Source organism: uncultured Bifidobacterium sp. (genome assembly GCF_949292005.1).
Classification (GTDB): domain Bacteria; phylum Actinomycetota; class Actinomycetes; order Actinomycetales; family Bifidobacteriaceae; genus Bifidobacterium.
Genome location: NZ_CASEXV010000037.1, coordinates 1 through 18844 on the forward strand (window position 1 = coordinate 1; position 18844 = coordinate 18844).

Annotated in this window: 8 protein-coding genes, 1 tRNA gene and 1 pseudogene; 9 read left to right on the top strand and 1 reads right to left on the bottom strand. The window is 64.2% G+C overall.

The window, feature by feature from the left end; all coding sequences use genetic code 11:
* Positions 1-244, top strand: a pseudogene (locus Q1X90_RS03000) (biotin--acetyl-CoA-carboxylase ligase); the annotation flags it as partial.
* 86 nt (positions 245-330) lie between these two features.
* On the opposite strand, the gene Q1X90_RS03005 reads toward Q1X90_RS03000, so the two are convergent.
* A complete protein-coding gene (locus tag Q1X90_RS03005; RefSeq protein WP_300766419.1) occupies positions 331-960 on the bottom strand; it encodes a biotin transporter BioY in 630 nt (209 codons plus the stop codon).
* A gap of 319 nt (positions 961-1279) precedes the next feature.
* On the opposite strand from Q1X90_RS03005, the gene Q1X90_RS03010 reads away from it, so the two are divergent.
* The 8 genes from Q1X90_RS03010 to Q1X90_RS03045 form a co-directional block, all read left to right on the top strand.
* Positions 1280-3148, top strand: coding sequence for a biotin carboxylase N-terminal domain-containing protein (locus Q1X90_RS03010; RefSeq protein ID WP_300766421.1), 1869 nt, complete (start codon positions 1280-1282; stop codon positions 3146-3148).
* 2 nt (positions 3149-3150) lie between these two features.
* Positions 3151-4704, top strand: coding sequence for an acyl-CoA carboxylase subunit beta (locus tag Q1X90_RS03015; RefSeq protein ID WP_300766423.1), 1554 nt, complete (start codon positions 3151-3153; stop codon positions 4702-4704).
* 149 nt (positions 4705-4853) lie between these two features.
* On the top strand, positions 4854-14294 hold the full coding sequence (locus Q1X90_RS03020; RefSeq protein WP_300766425.1) for a type I polyketide synthase: 9441 nt from the start codon (positions 4854-4856) through the stop codon (positions 14292-14294).
* On the top strand, positions 14291-14815 hold the full coding sequence (locus tag Q1X90_RS03025; protein WP_300766427.1) for a holo-ACP synthase: 525 nt from the start codon (positions 14291-14293) through the stop codon (positions 14813-14815). Before Q1X90_RS03020 ends, Q1X90_RS03025 begins: the two co-directional genes overlap by 4 nt.
* 26 nt (positions 14816-14841) lie before the next feature.
* Positions 14842-14915: transfer RNA gene (locus Q1X90_RS03030), tRNA-Gly, on the top strand.
* 49 nt (positions 14916-14964) lie between these two features.
* Complete coding sequence (locus Q1X90_RS03035) at positions 14965-15753, top strand: hypothetical protein (RefSeq protein ID WP_300766429.1); 789 nt, start codon at positions 14965-14967, stop codon at positions 15751-15753.
* 115 nt (positions 15754-15868) lie between these two features.
* Positions 15869-16138 carry a 30S ribosomal protein S15 gene (rpsO, locus tag Q1X90_RS03040; protein WP_300766432.1) on the top strand — a complete coding sequence of 90 codons (270 nt, stop codon included), beginning with the start codon at positions 15869-15871 and terminating at the stop codon, positions 16136-16138.
* A gap of 278 nt (positions 16139-16416) precedes the next feature.
* On the top strand, positions 16417-18844 hold a 2428-nt coding region (locus tag Q1X90_RS03045; RefSeq protein ID WP_300766434.1), incomplete at its 3' end, for a polyribonucleotide nucleotidyltransferase.

The window sequence follows — 18844 nt, forward strand, 5'->3', positions numbered from 1 at the left end:
CCGACTCCGATCGAGGATGGAAGGATTCGTGCGCGCGCCTCGTCGGGTGGCGGATCAAACCCATGATGAGATGCTCGGACGATGCTGGACGCTGGGCCGGCGTGTGAGGGCGCGTCTGGCGAATGGGGGCGCCATAGTCGGAAGGGCGCTGGATCTGGAGCCGGATGCGGCACTGAGAATACGCGATGACACCGGCGTCATCCATGTGGTGCGTACGGGGGACGTCGGCGTTCTGGCCGGGTGACTTCGCGGAGGGCATGGTCGGCTGAAGAGCGATTCCACGGTCGGCGAACCGTGCGATCCGCATACAGCGGTCAACGGCCCTTTGCCTCAATCCTTCGCGGACGATGGGTTCCGTCGGGCGGCGGCCATGGAGATCCCGCTGACGGCGGCGCAGGCGACCGTCGCCTTCAGCAGGTCGACAAGGATGAATGACGCGGTGGACATCGCCACGATTCCTGGAGACAAGGATGTGACGGCGCTTTGAACGCCGATTCCCAGGGCGTAGAGCACAATGATGCATCCGCTGATGGCGGCCGTGAGATTGGCGGCCATCAGCGCGAAGAATCTCGCGACCGGCGCGCCGATGGCTTCCGTCCTACGACGCAGAGACGACGCCACAATCGCGGTCACCACCGCGGCGGGAAGGAAACCGATGAGGAAACCCCCGGACGGTCCTACGAACGACGCCGCAGACCCGCCTCCTGCGAACACGGGCAATCCGGCCGCCCCAGACCCCAAATAGAGGATGATGCTTCCCGCGGCCTCGCGCCAAGGAAGCATGAGCCCGGCGAGCATCACGACGAAGGTCTGGAGGGTGATGGGGACCGGAGTCCCCGGCAGCGGGATGGCTCCGGACATCGCCGCGGCCGCGAGGAGTCCGGCGAACAGCGCCGACCTCATAACGCTCTGTCCCAGAGGCTTTCTCAGTGATGGGATGCGGATCAGAATGTCATGCATGGTGTCTCCTTCGGTGTCGTTGTCCGTAGTGGAAGCTGGCAGCGCCATAAGCGGCGATTCCTGCGTCCGGCCTTCACGCGGGACATCGTAGACAGGGGTGGCGCGTGGTTCTTTGTCGAAAACCACAGGACGTCGGGCGTTCGGCGCGGCACGACCTCATCCGGGGGTATGCGGCTCTTTTCCGCCGATTCTGTGATGTCCGCGACGGATGATCATGATGCCATCCTTTGATGTCGTTTGAGGAAACCTCCAAAGACGGCCGTGTTTCTTGTGCGATTCATCGTTACGGGCGGATCGCCATCCTAATACGGTCTGCCGTATGTCCAATTCGATCACATCCCTCCTCGTGGCTAATCGTGGCGAAATCGCTCTGCGCGTCATTCGGACCGCCAAGGAAATGGGAATTAGGACCATCGCCGTGTACGCGCAGCAGGACCGTGACGCCCCCTATGTGGACATGGCCGATGACGCGTATCTGATTGCCGGGGACAGCTATCGGGACACCTATCTCAATGAGGACCGCGTCATGGAGATCGTGGTCCGTTCAGGTGCCAGCGCCGTTCACCCCGGATACGGCTTCCTATCGGAATCGCCGTCCTTCGCCCGTCGTGTCGTGGAGACCGGCGTCGTGTGGGTGGGCCCATCACCCGGGGCTTTGGAGAGGCTGGGAGACAAGGTTCTGGCGCGTCGCACCGCATCTGAGGCCGGGGTCCCCATCTCGGCCGGAATCGACCATCCCGTGCGAGGGCTTGATGAACTGCTGGAGTTTGGCCGCGGCCAGGGGTATCCGCTGGTGCTCAAGCGCATGGACGGCGGCGGCGGCCGAGGAATCTGCGTTGTCAATGACGATGATGGGTTGCGGACCTTCTTCATGTCGCACGACGCCGTTCAGGGTGGCGATCTCTCATCCTATTTCGCAGAGGAGTTCATCGGATCGTCACGCCATGTGGAGACCCAGTGCGCCAGGGATTCGCATGGGGGGTTCGTGGTGTATTCCACCCGTGACTGCACGATCCAACGGCGCCACCAGAAGCTGATCGAGGAGGCTCCCGCGCCGTTCATGCCCGAGGGTGCCGAGGAGGAGCTGGCGCGCCATTCCCGTGCGCTCTTCGAAGCCGTCGGATACGTGGGTCTGGGAACATGCGAGTTCATGATGGATGAACAGGGGACCATACGGTTTCTTGAGGTCAATCCCCGGCTGCAGGTGGAGCACACGGTCAGCGAGCAGGTGTGCGGAATCGATCTGGTGCGCGAGCAGGTGCGGATCGCGGCGGGTGCTTCCGTGACCCATCCTGAGGGCTCGCGCGGTCATAGCGTCGAGTTCCGGATCACCTGCGAGGATCCTGCCACGAACCTCACTCCGTCATCCGGGACGCTCGAGGAGCTGACATGGCCGTCCGGTCCCGGAATCCGTGTCGATTCGGGAGTCGCCGTGGGAGATGTCGTGTCTCCTGCTTTTGACTCGCTTATGGGCAAGCTCGTCGTAACCGCCCAGGACAGACCCTGCGCCATCGCCCGCGCCATGCGGGCGTTGGATGAGATGAGGGTCCATGGCGTGGCCACACCGATATCCCTGTACAGGCGGATCATGGCGGATCCTGCGTTCAACGGCTCGTGGGGAAGGTTGGGAATCTCCACCACATGGTTGGAGGACACCTATCTCAACAAGCCGCCGGCGACCGCGGCCGCCGGGCAGCCGGCCTCCCTCACGCCCGGCGTTGATTCCGACGCGGGAGCGGAACGTTCCGATGATGAGTCCTTCGTCGTGGAGATCAACGGGCACCGCACCGCCATCACGATTCCTGGCGATGTTGTGGCGCATGTTCTCGCATCCCCCATCACCAGGCCAAAGGCCCGCAGGGTGCAGCCGCTTCGAGGTGGGCATGGCGGTCCTCTGGCTGGCCCCGCGAGACGTCCCGAGGAGGCTCCGGGGGTCATCGCATCCCCGATGAGGGCCGTGGTCACGAGGATCATGGCCCAGGTGGGGGATGAGGTGGACCAGGGCGACCTCCTCGTCGTTGTGGAGTCTATGAAGATGGAGAACTACATCTATGCCCCATGCAAGGGCGTCGTGGTCTCAGTCAAGGTCGACGCGGGAGCGAGCGTCGAGCCCGGGGATGTTCTGGTCGTCATGGATGACGCCGGATGTTCGCAGGACGGGGCCGAACCGTCCGGAAAGGAGTCGTGACCATGCAGACCCGACAGCCATTGGCCCCTGCGATAGCGCGTGCCGCCGATCTTGCGAGGGCGAGTGAGGGACGCGCCTGCGCCAAGCAGCACGCCAAGGGGAAGAGGACCGCGCGTGAGCGTCTGGATCTGCTGTTCGACCCGGGAAGCTTCAAGGAGACCGGGCGGTTCATCGGAGCGGACATCAACAACGATCAGGCGGGATGCGCGGTCGTGACGGGCATGGGGCAGGTTCGTGGCCGGACCGTGGCGGCGTATGCCCAAGACTTCTCGGTGAGGGGTGGAACGCTGGGCGCCGTCGAGGGGGACAAGATCCTGCGTCTGATGGATGAGGCCATGCGGGTCGGGGTGCCGATCGTCGCGCTCCTGGATTCGGGTGGAGCGCGGATCCAGGAGGGTGTGGCGGCGCTTTCCCGGTATGGCGGCATATTCCGCGCGACCTGCCGGGCGAGTGGCATGGTTCCCCAGATATCCCTCATCCTTGGCCCGTGCGCGGGCGGAGCGGTGTATTGCCCCGCGTTGACCGATCTGATCGTCATGACCCGTGAGAACTCCCACATGTTCGTCACCGGTCCCGATGTCGTCCGTGAGGCGACGGGGGAGAGCGTCGGCATGGACGATCTGGGCGGCGGACGGATGCACGCGTCCGTGTCCGGGGTCGCCCATTATCTGGCCGAGGACGAGACGGATGCCATCGACTATGCGAGGGTCGTGCTGTCATATCTTCCCTCCAACTGCGAGCAGACGCCGCCCCGATACGATTACGTTGCCACGCGCGCCGACAGGAGGACGGCGGACGAGCTGGCCTCCATCGTCCCCGAGCGTGACCGTGAGCCCTACGACATGCGTGATGTCATCGCGCTCATCATGGACTATGGCGAGTTCGTTCAGGTGCATGAGATGTATGCCGGAAGCGCTTTGACCGGATTCGCGTGCATCGATGGCCGCAGTGTCGGGATCGTGGCCAATCAGCCATGCGTCATGGGCGGTGTGCTGGATGTCGAGTCCTCGGAGAAGATCGCGAGGTTCGTCGCGATGTGCGATGCCTTCAACCTTCCGGTGGTCACTTTGGTGGACACTCCGGGCTATCGACCTGGTTCCGATCAGGAGAGGGCCGGAATCATCCGCCGGGGAGCCAAGGTGATCTACGCGTACGCCGAGGCCCAGGTCCCTCTGGTGACGGTGGTTCTGCGCAAGGCCTTCGGTGGTGCATACATCGTGATGGGATCGCGGTCGATCGGCGCGGACGAGGTGTTCGCCTGGCCGACGAGCCGCATCGCCGTTCTGGGTGCGCAGGGCGCCGTCGACATCATCCATCGGCGTGAGCTTCTCACGGCCCATGAGCGGGGCGAGGATGTGGAGGCGCTTCGCCGAGACCTGGTGAACGACTACGAGAACCGGGTCGTCAACGCGAATCTGGCCTTGGAAACCGGTCAGATCGACGCGATGATCGATCCGGCGCAGACCCGGGACGCGATCGTCTCCTCGCTGACGGCGCTCTCGTCCAAGAGACGGTCCGAGCGCACATCGAGACACCACGGCAACCCTCCGCTCTGATAAGTCCGGTCCGACTTCGGGCCTGTCCGCGGCAGGATCCATCCGTGTCCGCCTTTTCGTTCATATCCATTCGCACATACATCCACTTCTGTTCGCGTCCACGGCATATCCATGTCGTCGCGCATATCAGCAACAAAGGATCAAACATTATGACCGCATCATTTCTCTCCGGACTCTCCGGCCGCAGCCACGCCCTCGTCTTCGCGGGGCAATCCACGCCGTGGACGCAGGCCCTCGCCGATCTCAGAGGCGATCCTGTTCTGTGGGAATCCCTGACATCTCTTATGGATGAGGCCGAGACAAGGCTCGGGCCCGTCAGCGCGGATCTTATGAAGGCCGTGGGCCGTCCCGTGTCGGTGGTGGCTGAGGCCGCCATGGCAACCGGTGACGAGGCGGAATCGTCCCGTATTCCGGACTCCAGCGACGCGGCCGTCAGTGTGCCGGGGATAGCGTTGGCGCAGTGCGGGGCGTTTCTGGATCTCGTGCAGCTTGGCTATGGTCAGGATTCGCGTCCTCGCGCCGTCATGGGACATTCGCAGGGCGTGCTTGCGGCGAGGATGGTGAACGCCGTTCTGCGGACGGGCTCGGTGGACCGGGCCCGAAAGGATATCGTCGACACTCTGATGATCGCCAGACTTATAGGCGCCGCCGCAACCAGGTGCGCCGGAATCCTCGGCATCCGCGCTCAGGGGGAGGCAACCCCGATGCTGTCGGTGACGGGGATGACACCGGCCCAGGCCCGGGCGTTGATCGGCCGGATTCCGGATGCCCGCGGTCCTGTCGACGTGGCCGTGGTCAACGACGCGGACCGCGTGGTGTTGTCCGGATATCCCGGGGATCTTATCGTGGCGTCACGGGCCGCGGACGATGAGAAGCGCCGTGAGGCCGTGGAGCGTAAGGCCGGAACCCGTGGCGGATCGCTTTTCGATCCCGTCATGGAGTATCTCGACGTGACGGTGCCCTTCCACTCCCCCCTGATGGAGCCGGCGGTTGTGGAGGTGCGCGGCTGGGCCGAGGCCTGTGGGCTGGATGGCGATGAGGCGGCGCGGCTCGCGTCGACCGTGCTTGTCGAGCATGTCGACTGGGCTGCGGGAATGAGGAATCTGCTTAAGTCCTCCTCGACGGGAGACGATCCGCTGTGGATTCTCGATATGGGGCCGGGGCGAGTCCTTGGCCGGATAGTCTCATCCCTCGCTCAAGGGACGGGAGCCGGTGTCGTCGATGCGTCGGAGGGCGACATGCGTGAGCGGATATCCACATCCGACGAGGATCCCGAGAGGTTGCAGGATTGGAACGTCTTCCTTCCCCATGTCCGCATGGTTGGCGGTGAGCCGCGTCTGCTCACGCGCTTCAGCGACTTGACGGGGAAGCCCCCGGTTCTTCTCGCGGGCATGACGCCGACGACAGTGGACCCGGGAATCGTCGCGGCTGCGGCGAATGCGGGATATTGGGCCGAACTCGCCGGTGGCGGGCAGGTGACAGCCGAGGTTTTCGACGCGAATATGGATCGTCTTTCCGGACTGCTGCAGGAGGGGCGCTCCATCGAGTTCAACGCGATGTACATGGACCGGTATCTGTGGGGCCTGCAATTCGGATCATCCCGCATTGTCCCACGGCGCAGGGCCGCCGGAGCGCCCATCGACGGCGTTGTCGTGTCGGCGGGGATACCGGCGTTGGACGAGGCGACGAGGCTTGTCCGCGATCTGCAGGCCGAGGGCTTCCCGTATGTGGCCTTCAAGCCCGGCACGGTGGATCAGATCCGCCAGGTGGTCGCGATAGCGAAGGAGGCGGCGCCCGCCGCGATCATCATGGAGGTCGAGGGAGGGCAGGCCGGAGGGCACCATTCGTGGGAGTCTCTGGACGATCTTCTCGCGAGGACTTACGCGCAGGTGAGGGCGTGCGACAACATAGTGCTGGTGGCCGGAGGAGGCATGGGAACCGCGAGAATCGCGTCGCGCTACCTTTGGGGAACGTGGTCTGCCGGCCGCTCGCTTCCGCCCATGCCCGTGGACGCCGTGATGATCGGAACCGCCGCCATGACCGCGCGGGAGGCCCTGACCAGTCCGGATGTCAAACGCATGCTTGTTAACACCCCCGGACTTCCCGCGTCAACGGGTCGGGATGCGGACACAGATCCGTTCGCGCCTCGTGAGCCATGGGTGAAGGCCTTCCACGTCAGCGGCGATATGACGTCGGGGATGAGCCATCTGCACGCGGACATCTATGAGGTTGAGAACTCTTCGGCGCGCTGCGGCAGGCTTTTGGCCCATCTGACCACGCATCCCGAGGAGATGGCCTCGCGTCGGCAGGAGATCATCGCGGCGCTCGCAGACACCGCCAAGCCCTATTTCGGCGATCTGGAGACGATGACCTATGAGGAATGGGCCCGGCGTTTCGCGGATCTCTGCCATCCATGGGCTGACCGCACCTATGCCGTGCGTTTCGCCCATCTGCTCGACCGCATCGAGGCGCGTGTGTGCGAGCAGGACTCGGGAACGGTGGAGTCCGTGCTCGATGAGCGTCTTGTCACCGAGGACCCGGCGTCGGCGATCGACGCGTTGGTCGCGAGGTATCCCCTCGCGGGTTCGTTGAGGGTGGAGCCCCAGGACGCCGCCTGGTTCCCCGAACTCGTCCGCGAGTATCCCAAGCCCATGCCCTTCGTTCCCGTACTCGACGAGGATCTTCTGCGCTGGTGGGGGCAGGATCAGCTGTGGCAGTCCCAGGATCCCCGGTACCCGGCTGATTCAGTGCGTGTGATTCCCGGGCCGGTCTCAGTGGCGGGAATAACGGGCATGGACGAGCCGGTGGCGTCGATTCTTCGGCGCTTCGAGAGGACGGCGATTGACGAGGCGCCGCGTGATGAGGACGTGTCCACCGCCATCTCCGCCGTCGACGCGCCCTCGCGTGTGGATGATGCCTCGCGTGTGGATGGCGCCTCGCACGTGGAAGCCGTCGCGCAGGCCTTGGTGCGGCATAGTCCGGTCATCTCATGGTTGGGCAGGATGATTCCGAACCCGCTGCGGACGCAGGTCGGGGAATCCGATCATGGTGGGGAACTGGGGCGGATGGTCGTTGTGGGCCATGACGGGGACGATGTCCTGCTCGAGGCGGTTATCGATCTGGACACATATGACGGTGATCGCGGCGTGGACGATCCCGCGCGTCACGCCGTGCGGTCGATGTCCATTCCCTTGCGTGTGGACGTCGCGTCGGTCGGCCGGGCCCCCAGGGTGGACCGTGAACGGCTGGCTACGGATGTCAGGTCGCTTCTTGCTGGTACCGCGGGAGTCGGCGGCATCGGCGCGGGCGGCGATCCGGTCGAGGACCTTCCTCGTGTGGATTCGCCGGACGTCGAGCATCCCTTTGGGGTGGCGTCATACGAGTACACGTGGTCGCGCGGTTTGGGAGCCGACCACGAGGCGGCCACGGCGGGGACGCTGCCGGATGGTCTTGATCCGTCCGAGCTCGTCCCCGATGCCTTGGTGGGACCGGTGTGGCCCGCGATTTATGCGGCGCTGGGCTCCATAGACATGGGTGGCACTCCCGTTATCGAGGGGTTGCTTGACGCGGTGCATCTTGACCACATGATCCGTCTGCTCGTTCCTTCCGAGAATCTGACACGGTATGTCGGGAGTCGGATCAGCGTGCGCTCCTGGGCCGAGCGCTGCCAGGAGTCGTCGTCGGGACGCCTGGTCACGATACACGTCAGCCATACGGCATCCGATGGTGTCGCGATCGCCGAGGAGACCGAACGGTTCATCATCCGCGGACGTGTCGGATCGGAGGACAAACCCCGGTCCTGCGCTCCGTACGGCGGGGCCGTGTCGCCGGAGGACAGCGTCGACGTCGTGCGCCGCCACCTGCGCCGTGTGGTCATCTCCGCGCCTGACGACATGACGACGTTCGCCCGGACGTCGGGTGATTTCAACCCCATCCACACCTCACGCCGTGCGGCCCGCGTGGCAGGTCTGGACGCTCCGCTCGTGCATGGCATGTGGCTGTCTGCGGCCGTCCAGCACATCATGCAGGCGACGGATCGCGACGGGCGTGCGTGGCGGATCGAAGGCTGGACCTACACGATGTTCGGAATGGTCGCGCTTCGGGACTCCATAGAGGTCACGGTGGAGAGGATTGGACGGGTCCGTCACGGCGGGATGCTTTTGGAGGCCACTTGCCGTGTGGGGGACGTGGTGGTGTCCCGCGGAACCGCGCGGGCGTACTCTCCCGTTACGGCGTTCGTGTACCCCGGTCAGGGTGTCCAGAGCACGGGAATGACGTTGGATGAGAGATCCTCGTCGCCGGCGGTTCGTGATGTGTGGGAGCGAGCCGACGCGGTCACCCGTGATCGTCTGGGATTCTCGATACTGGCTATAGTGCGTGACAACCCACGCAGCATCGTCGTGAACGGGACCGTTCTGCGTCATCCTGACGGACTCCTCAATCTCACCCAGTTCACGCAGGTCGCGCTCGCGGTGGTGGCATTCGCCCAGACGGCGAGGCTGCGGGAGGCCGGAGCGGATGTATGGCCGGCCTATTACGCCGGTCACTCGCTCGGTGAGTACACGGCGCTGAGCTCATTCGCGTCGATAATCCCCTTGGAGACGGTGATCGAGCTGGTCTACCATCGAGGATCCACCATGCATCATCTCATCGAGCGCGACGAGCGTGGACGCTCGAACTACCGGATGGGCGCGCTACGCCCCAACCAGTTCGGCGTGGGAGACGACGGCGTGCGCGACTATGTCGAGGGCGTGGCGCGGGACAGTGGCGAGTTCCTGGAGATCGTGAACTACAACCTCGAGGGATCGCAATACGCCGTCGCCGGCACCATTGCGGGGCTGAAGGCGTTGAAGACCGACAGTGAGCGTCGTGCGGCGGAATATGGCGGGAAGCCGCCTTTCATGCTCGTGCCGGGAATCGACGTCCCCTTCCATTCGACGCTGCTTCGTAAGGGAGTGCCGGAGTTTCGAAGCACTCTTGACAGGCTTCTCCCACAGGACATCGATTCAGATCGGCTGGTCGGCCGATATATTCCGAACCTTGTGGCGCGTCCCTTCGAGCTCACGCGGGATTTCGCCCGGTCGATACTGGATGTGGTGCCCTCCGAACCGGTGTCCGAGATTCTCAACGACCCCGCGCGGTGGGACGGGCTCGCCAGCCATCCCCATGCTCTGGCCAGGGTCCTGCTCATCGAGCTTCTGTGCTGGCAGTTCGCATCGCCGGTGCGGTGGATCGAGACGCAGAATCTTCTGTTCTCGTCGATCAGACGCGGAGGTCTGGGTGTGGGCCAGCTCATCGAGGTTGGTCCCGGATCGGCCCCAACGTTGGCGAATATGGCGGCGAAAACACTCAAACTTCCACGTTTTGAGGGAGTTCACGTCGATGTGCGCAATGTGGGGCGGGATTCCGCGGTCGTCTATATGACGGATGCGGACATCCACGTCGATCCTCCGGTGGAGACTGTGGCGACGGCCTTGGGTTCCATGGCATCGGGTGATCCCGGATCAAGTGATGCGGGCGCGTCGCCGATGGCCGACACCGCCAATGCCGCGCACGTCGCCGGGCCGGTCGAGGAGCCTGCTGTTGCCGCTGTTCCGGCGGAATCCGTTGCGGATCTCGATTTTCCGGCGCATGAGGCGGTCGCGGCGGTGATCGCCTACGAGGCCAAGATCAGACCCGATCAGATAGCGGCGCATGACACGACCGACACCCTGACCAGTGGCGTCTCGTCGCGGCGCAATCAGTTGATCATGGATATGGGCGTGGAGCTGGGGATCCCCGGAGTGGATGGGGCGGCGGATGCTCCGATGTCACGACTTGGGGGGATGGTCGACGCCGCGGCGCCTTCGTACCGTCCCTTCGGCCAGGTCCTCGTCGAGGCGGTGTCGGCCCGGATCAGAGAGGTGTTCGGCGCGTCCGGAATGTCGCGCAAGGACATCGAGAACCGCGTGACGTCGGTGTGGTCGTTGAGACAGGGGTGGGTCAACCATGTCCTGCTTGAGCTGTGTCTGGGAACCCGCGAGGGCGAGTCGCTTCGTGGAGGCGATCTGGCGACACTGGGAACGACGGTCTCGGATTCGGCGTCGGCGCAGGGGCTTGTCGACGAGGCGGTGACTGCGGTCGCCGCGTCGCATGGCATCCAGGTCTCCAAGCCCGTCCGTGGATCGGGCTCGGCCGTGGTGGACTCCGCGGCGCTGGATGACTATGCCGCTCGCGTCACCGGTCCGGACGGGGTCCTCGCCGCGACCGCCCGATGCGTTTTGGACCAGCTGGGGCTGTCGACGCCCGCTCCCACGGGAGACGTCGACGTCGACGCCCGTGCGTTGGCCGAGACGGTCCGCGCCGAATTGGGGGAGGATTGGCCGCGTCAGGTGGCGCCGACCTTTGATCCCCTCGCCGCGATCCTCTTCGACGATCGGTGGGCCACGGCCCGGGAGGATGTCGCACGCGTCTATCACGAGCATGACGCGCGTGCGGCTTCCCGCGATTTCGTGGGATCAGGGAAGGCCGTCCACGATGAGGCCGAGTGGTTCGCCGGGCGGTCCCGTCGCGACGGAGATGTCGAGACGGCCAATCACCTCGAATCCATAGCGGCCGACGCGTTGCTGACGCGGGATGCCGGGAAAGCCATGCGCTTCCGATCCACGATCGCCGTGGTGACGGGGGTGGGCCCGCGCTCGATCGCGGGGGCCGTCGTCTCCCGGCTTCTTGAGGAGGGAGCCACCGTCATCGCGGTGTGCCATCGCCTTGACGATCGGATGCGCATATGGGCGCGTGACATGTTCCGGGACCATGCCGGTGTGGAATCCACGCTGTGGCTGGCGTCGGCGAATCTGTCAAGCTATCGGGATGTGGATGCTCTGGTCTCCTGGATTACCTCCGAGCAGACATCGGTGTCGGGTGCCACGACGACGGTTGTGAAGCCGGCCTATTCTCCCGATGTGCTCATCCCCTTCGCGGCGCCGCGTGTGCATGGGTCGTTGGAGGACTCGGGACCGCTGTTCGAATCGCAGGCCAGACTCATGCTGTGGGGTGTGGAGCGTCTCATCGCCGGATTCGCGGGAGCGGAGTCGGGAGCGGACGTCTCGCATCGCATGCATGTGGTTCTTCCGGGGTCTCCCAACCGTGGGGTTTTCGGCGGCGATGGAGCATATGGGGAGGTCAAAGGCGCTTTTGACGCTTTGGTGGCGCGATCCACCTCGGAGTCCGGATGGTCGTCGCGCGTCACGTTCGCCCATCCTCTGATCGGATGGGTCAGGGGAACCGGACTGATGGGGGGCAACGATCTCTTGGCCGCGGCCGCCGAACGCCATGGCCTGCGTACATACTCCACGGAAGAGATGGCCGGCAGCATCATAGATCTGGCCACGCCGGACGCTCGGCGCCGTGCCACGGACTCGCCGTTGACGGCCGATCTCACCGGAGGTTTGGGAGCGTCTCCTCTCGACATCCGGAAGCTGCGCGAGGAGGCCGCGAGGGATTCCGGGTCCGATAACGCCGTCGCCACGGAGGCGGATCGCGAGCCGGCGCCGCAGGTTCCGCGCCGCGGCATCCGGGTTCTTCCCACGCCACATGTTCCGCATGTGGTGGATCTCGACCCCGAGCAATGGGGTGATGTCGAGGCTCGGCCGGATGAGATGATCGTCGTGGTGTCCGTCGGCGAGTTGGGCCCCTGGGGCTCCGGCAGGACGCGTTTCGAGGCGGAGATGGGGCTGGAATCCGATGGGACTGTGGAGCTGTCCGCCGCCGCGGTGCTTGAGCTGGCCTGGGGAATGGGTCTCATCCACTGGCAGGACGGCCCGACTCCGGGTTGGTATGACGCGGATGACACACAGGTTCCGGAGGAGGACATCCATGACCGCTTCCACGATGAGGTCGTTGCGCGCAGCGGGATTCGACCCTTCGAGGAGGGTATGGGAGGCGATTACCGCGACGGCGCCGACGAGCATGAGGTCGAGGTGTTCCTCGACCATGACGTCTCCTTCCATGTCCCGGACCGCCGTCGCGCCGAGGAGTATGTGGCGCAGGATCCGGAGCGGACGGCGATCGCGTCTGATGACGATTCCCACGATTGGGTCGTGACGCGGCGACGTGGATCCATGATCAGGGTTCCGCGTCGAGCGGCCATGACACGCACGGTTGGCGGGCAGATTCCGGATGGATTCGATCCCCGGCGGTGGGGCATTCCCGCATCCATGGTCGGGGAGGTCGATCCCATCGCGCTGTGGAATCTCGTCACCGCGGTTGACGCCTTCCTGTCCGCCGGAATCACGCCGGCCCAGATACTGCGGTCCGTCCACCCCTCGCAGGTGGCCGACACGCAGGGCACCGGCTTCGGGGGGATGCGGTCGATGAGGCGTCTGTATCTGGACCGTTTCCTCGGGCACGACGTTCCCGGCGACATACTTCAGGAGGCGCTTCCCAATGTGGTGGCGGCCCATGTCATGCAGTCGTACGTGGGTGGATACGGGGCGATGGTGCAGCCGGTGTCCGCGTGCGCCACGGCTGCCGTCTCCCTGGAGGAGGCCTGCGACAAGATCGCGCTGGGCAAGGCGGACGTGGTTGTCGCCGGAGCCATTGACGACATCGGCGTGGAATCCGTTGAGGGTTTTGGAAACATGAACGCCACGGCGAACAGCGGCGATATGGCCGCCAAGGGGATCGCTCCGAGGTTCTTCTCGCGAGCCAACGACCGTCGTCGTGGAGGATTCGTCGAGTCGCAGGGCGGCGGAACGGTGCTGGTCATGCGCGGCGATGTGGCGTTGTCCATGGGATTGCCGGTGTCCGCTGTGGTGGGGTATGTCCATTCGTTCGCGGACGGCGCCCACACGTCGATCCCGGCTCCCGGGCTCGGAGCCCTCGCGGCGGGTCTTGGTGGACGGGACGCGCGTCTTGTGAGGAACCTCAGGCGTCTCGGCGTGTCCGTGGATGACATCGCGGTCGTGTCGAAGCACGACACATCCACAGGGGCCAACGATCCCAACGAGTCGGAGCTGCATGAGCGTCTGGCCCGGGCCATCGGCCGCTCCGAGGGCAATCCGCTGCTGGTCGTCTCGCAGAAGACCCTCACCGGTCACGCGAAGGGCGGGGCCTGCGTGTTCCAGGTCAACGGGCTCACGCAGATCTTCGCCTCCGGAGTGGTTCCGGGAAACAAGGCGTTGGATTGCGTGGATCCCGTGATGAGGCGTGATGCCGCGATGGTCTGGCCGCGACGCGCGCTCCACCTGGGCCTTGTCAGGGCGGCGCTGGCGACATCGCTGGGGTTTGGACATGTCTCGGCCGTCGTGGCGTTGGTCCATCCCGGAGCCTTTGAGGCGTCGGTCGCTCGATACGAGGGCGTGGACGTTCTCGATCGGTGGAGGAAACGCGCGAACGCCCGCCTCGCATGGGGCCGCCGGCGCTTGGTCGAGGGCATGATGGGGCACGGGCCCCTGTATGAGCCCATAGACAATCGCCGCATGGGGGACGCCATGTCCCGCGGAACATCCCATGACGTCGAATCCGCCATGCTTCTTGATCCGGATGCCCGTCTGGGCGCCGATGGCGTGTATGCCGGCGTGGCCGATGGTCCCGATGGTTCGGACCGATGATGGACTGCCCGGCGGTGTGCGATCTCGGCGAGGATCTTGCCCCTGTTCTCGGCGTGGGATGCGATGTCGTCGCTATCCCGTCGTTCCGTGACGGCATGGTCCTCCCCGGGTCGCGGATGACTGATCTGTTCTCGGTCCGGGAGAGGCGCCAATGCGTCGCGCTGTCCAAGGCGCATGGCGATGACGAGATCATCCATCTCGCCGCCAGGTGGGCCGGCAAAGAATGTGTCGTCAAGGCGTGGTGTGCGGCACTGGGAGATTCGGATTTCCCCTACGCGGTGGATGGGATGCCGTGGAGCCGCATCGAGATTCTGGACGATAGGCGGTCTGTTCCACATGTGGTTCTGGGTGACGACGTGGCGGAGGCGCTGGTTTCGGGACTGGGACGACGTCTGTCCGCGGGCTCGGGACCCATCGCCGTCCGTTGGAGTCCGTCGCTGTCGCACGACGGGAATCGCGCCTTGGCTTTTGTGGTGTTGTCGGCGTGCCGTCGTGTGAGCGGCCCGCAAACTCGTGTATAATCACACGAGTTGCCTGACGGCGACACGCGGACGTAGCTCAATGGTAGAGCCTCAGTCTTCCAAACTGATTACGCGGGTTCGATTCCCGTCGTCCGCTCCATTCTTCTCCCGTATTGTGTAGACGTACGGATTCAATGGATGGAGCATGCATGTCTGATTCCTCCGCGTTCACTGTCCATGGAGATCGGCCGCCTGAGGGCTCCCGGCGCCCGGATGCCCCAACCGATGGTCGTCCCCTATCGTCTGCGCCATCCGCATCCGAATCGCTTCGTTCCGACGACAATCTGGCCACTGAGATCGTCCATGGTGTTCCCGAGACGGTCGAGGTGTCGAGACACCCTGATGCCTCTATAGGGGATTCCGATCTCTCCCTTGCCGAGATGGGTCGCCGGCGTGCCCATCCGGCGCATTGGATCGTCTACGGGGTGGGGGTTCTGCTGGCGATCATCCTTCCCTACTGGCTGGGGCGTCTTCTTGCGGCGCGCCGCACGGATTGGCTTGTGTCCCACATGCCATCCATCACGGTTGAGGGCGTTGCCCTCGTGTCGTGGCTGGTCACCGTCATCATGTTCGCCGGTCTGGGGCTCGCCATCGTCGAGTCCTCCCGGTGGCTGTGGAGGATCGTTTTCGTGCTGGGGCTGGCGGCCGAGCAGTTTATCGCCGGCCTGGGGCTGTTGAAGTTCGATTTCTGGCATTCCGCCTATGTGATATATGGAAGCCGCGCGCAGTATGCGAACGCCGCTGATATCGGAATCATGGCAGCGGGCTTCGCCATGGCGTTCTACGCGGTTCTCTTTGTGGGACTTCTTGTCGTGATACCCAAGCGGTCGAAGTTGAACGTTCTGACGCGCAGCTGGATGTCCTTCATCCTGTTCTTCGTGATCGAGGTCCTGGCCTATCTCATCGTCGTTCTCTCCGGACTTCTTCACATTTTCTAGGCGTGTGGTCGTTGCGATGCCGTAGACTGGTGACTCGGCGTGTTTCGCCCGCGGATACAGAGCGTTATGGCATCGGGTCATGACACCGCGCAGCAAGACACCAAAGGAGGACGCCGTGGCATTGACGGCTGAGGACAAGAACAGCATCATCTCCGAATACGCGACACATGAGGGCGACACGGGATCCCCGGAGGTTCAGGTCGCGCTGCTGAGCCGCAGGATCGCCGATCTGACTGAGCACCTCAAGGAGCATCCGCACGATCATCATTCGCGTCGTGGACTGCTGCTGATGGTCGGTCAGCGTCGTCGTCTGCTGGACTATCTCAAGCGGGTGGACATCAATAGATACCGTTCGCTGATTGAGCGTCTGGGATTGCGTCGATAAGACTTCGGCTCCCGGGTGGACTTCCACCCGGGAGCCGTTTCTCGTTTCAGGGGCGGTTTTATCCCGGCAGGACTCCCAAGGTCTGTCGGGGGTGCGATAATGCAAACGCTGAGGGGACTCCCCGGGACGGGGTGTCCGCAAACATGAGGAATGACATCTGACATACGAGGGTCGCGGTCGGGTATGCCGCGCGATTATGGCACCGGAGGCTGCCGGGCGTCAGATCACCATGTGGGTATCAGAGGATAAGAAAACAGAACAACAAAAGGAGGAACCCAGTGGAGGGTCCCGAAATCAAGGCCGTTGAGGCCGTTATAGACAATGGGTCGTTTGGCACGCGCACGCTGCGCTTCGAGACGGGAAGGCTTGCCCAGCAGGCCGATGGGGCGGTCGCCGCCTATCTCGACGATGACTCCATGGTGTTGTCCACCACGACGGCGGGATCGAGCCCCAAGGAGAACTACGATTTCTTCCCGCTCACCGTCGATGTGGAGGAGAAGATGTACGCCGCCGGGAAGATTCCGGGGTCGTTCTTCCGCCGTGAGGGGCGCCCCTCGACGGACGCCATTCTGGCCTGCCGCATCATCGATCGCCCGCTTCGCCCGCTGTTCCCGCACACGCTGCGCAATGAGGTCCAGGTAGTCGAGACCGTTCTTGCCGTGAATCCCGAGGATTCCTACGACATGATCGCGCTCAACGCCGCTTCTGCGTCCACGCTCATCTCCGGACTGCCCTTCGAAGGGCCGGTCTCCGGCGTGCGCTTGGCGCTGGTTGATGGACAGTGGGTCGCATTCCCGACGTGGACCGAACGCGACAAGGCCGTGTTCGAGCTTGTCGTCGCCGGGCGTGTGGTGGAGAACGGCGATGTCGCCATCGCCATGATCGAGGCAGGAGCCGGCAAGAACGCTTGGCACCTCATCTATGACGAGGGCCAGACCAAGCCTGATGAGGAGGTCGTGGCCGGCGGAATCGAAGCGGCCAAGCCCTTCATCAAGGTCATCTGCGAGGCGCAGGACAAGCTCAAGGAACTCGCCGCGAAGCCCACGAAGGACTTCCAGCTCTTCCCCGAGTACACCGACGCGCTGTATTCACGAATCGACGAGATCGCCCACAAGGACCTTGACGAGGCGCTGTCGATCGCGGAGAAGCTTCCCCGTCAGGAGCGCATTCACGAGATCAAGGAGTCCGTGCGCGCGGCCATCGCCGATGAGTTCACCGACATGGACGCCGCCGAGAAGGACAAGGAGCTGGGCAACGCCTTCAAGGAGCTTCAGCGCCAGATCGTCCGTCGCCGCATCCTGACCGAGGATTTCCGTATCGACGGTCGTGGGCTTCGCGATATCCGCACGTTGTCGGCCGAGGCCGACATCGTCCCGCGGGTTCACGGCTCGGCTCTGTTCCAGCGCGGCGAGACCCAGATTCTTGGCGTCACCACGCTGAACATGCTCAAGATGGAGCAGCAGGTCGACTCTCTGTCCGGCCCTCAGACCAAGCGGTACATGCATAATTACGAGATGCCGCCATTCTCGACCGGCGAGACGGGTCGTGTGGGGTCGCCCAAGCGCCGTGAGATCGGTCATGGGGCCCTCGCAGAGAAGGCCATCGTTCCTGTGCTCCCCAGCCGTGAGGAGTTCCCCTACGCCATCCGCCAGGTCTCCGAGGCCATCGGATCCAACGGATCAACGTCGATGGGATCCGTCTGCGCGTCCACGCTGTCGCTTCTCGCCGCCGGAGTTCCGCTGAAGGCTCCTGTGGCGGGCATCGCCATGGGTCTGGTCTCGGGCGAAGTCGACGGACAGCATGTCTTCAAGACGCTCACGGATATCCTCGGTGCCGAGGACGCTTTCGGCGACATGGACTTCAAGGTCGCGGGAACGTCTGAGTTCATCACCGCCCTGCAGCTTGACACCAAGCTCGACGGGATTCCCGCCGACATTCTGGCCGCCGCCCTGCAGCAGGCCAAGGAGGCCCGTGCGACCATCCTCGATGTGATCACCGAGTGCATCGACGGACCCGCAGAGATGAGCCCCTATGCGCCGCGGATCATCACCACGACGGTCCCGATCGAGAAAATCGGCGAGATCATCGGGCCCAAGGGCAAGATGATCAACAAGATCCAGGAGGACACCGGCGCCGAGGTCGCGATCGAGGATGACGGAACCGTCTTCATCTCCTCCGAGGGTGGCGAGGCCGCTCAGAAGGCCAAGGAGATCATCGACTCCATCGCCAACCCGCATGTTCCGGAAGCGGGTGAGACGTACAAGGGCAAGGTCGTGAAGACCACCAGCTTCGGCGCCTTCGTCAACCTCACCCCCGGAACGGATGGGCTGCTGCACATCTCGCAGATTCGCAATCTGGCCGGTGGCGAGCGCATTGATGCCGTCGAGGATGTCCTCAAGGAGGGAGATGACGTCGAGGTCGTCGTTCAGGGAGTTGATGACCGTGGCAAGATCTCGCTCGCCGTTCCCGGGTTCGAGGATCAGGAGCAGTCGGCTCCCCGCGGTGGACGTGACCGTGCTGACCATGGTGACCGTGGTGATCGTGGTGACCGTGGTGGGTACCGTGGCCGCTCGGATCGTGACGATCGCAACGATCGGGGAGACAGGTACGAGGATCGTCCCCGCCGCCGCTCTTCCGACCATGACGACCATGAGCGCCATGAGCGCCGTGACCGTAGGAATGACCGGAATCCGCGTTACGCCGCCG

What these genes read in the sequence shown, in the direction of transcription:
- Q1X90_RS03005 (WP_300766419.1), bottom strand. Translation starts at nt 960, where the DNA reads ATGCATGACATTCTGATCCGCATCCCATCACTGAGAAAGCCTCTGGGA.
- Q1X90_RS03010 (WP_300766421.1), top strand. Translation starts at nt 1,280, where the DNA reads ATGTCCAATTCGATCACATCCCTCCTCGTGGCTAATCGTGGCGAAATC.
- Q1X90_RS03015 (WP_300766423.1), top strand. Translation starts at nt 3,151, where the DNA reads ATGCAGACCCGACAGCCATTGGCCCCTGCGATAGCGCGTGCCGCCGAT.
- Q1X90_RS03020 (WP_300766425.1), top strand. Translation starts at nt 4,854, where the DNA reads ATGACCGCATCATTTCTCTCCGGACTCTCCGGCCGCAGCCACGCCCTC.
- Q1X90_RS03025 (WP_300766427.1), top strand. Translation starts at nt 14,291, where the DNA reads ATGATGGACTGCCCGGCGGTGTGCGATCTCGGCGAGGATCTTGCCCCT.
- Q1X90_RS03035 (WP_300766429.1), top strand. Translation starts at nt 14,965, where the DNA reads ATGTCTGATTCCTCCGCGTTCACTGTCCATGGAGATCGGCCGCCTGAG.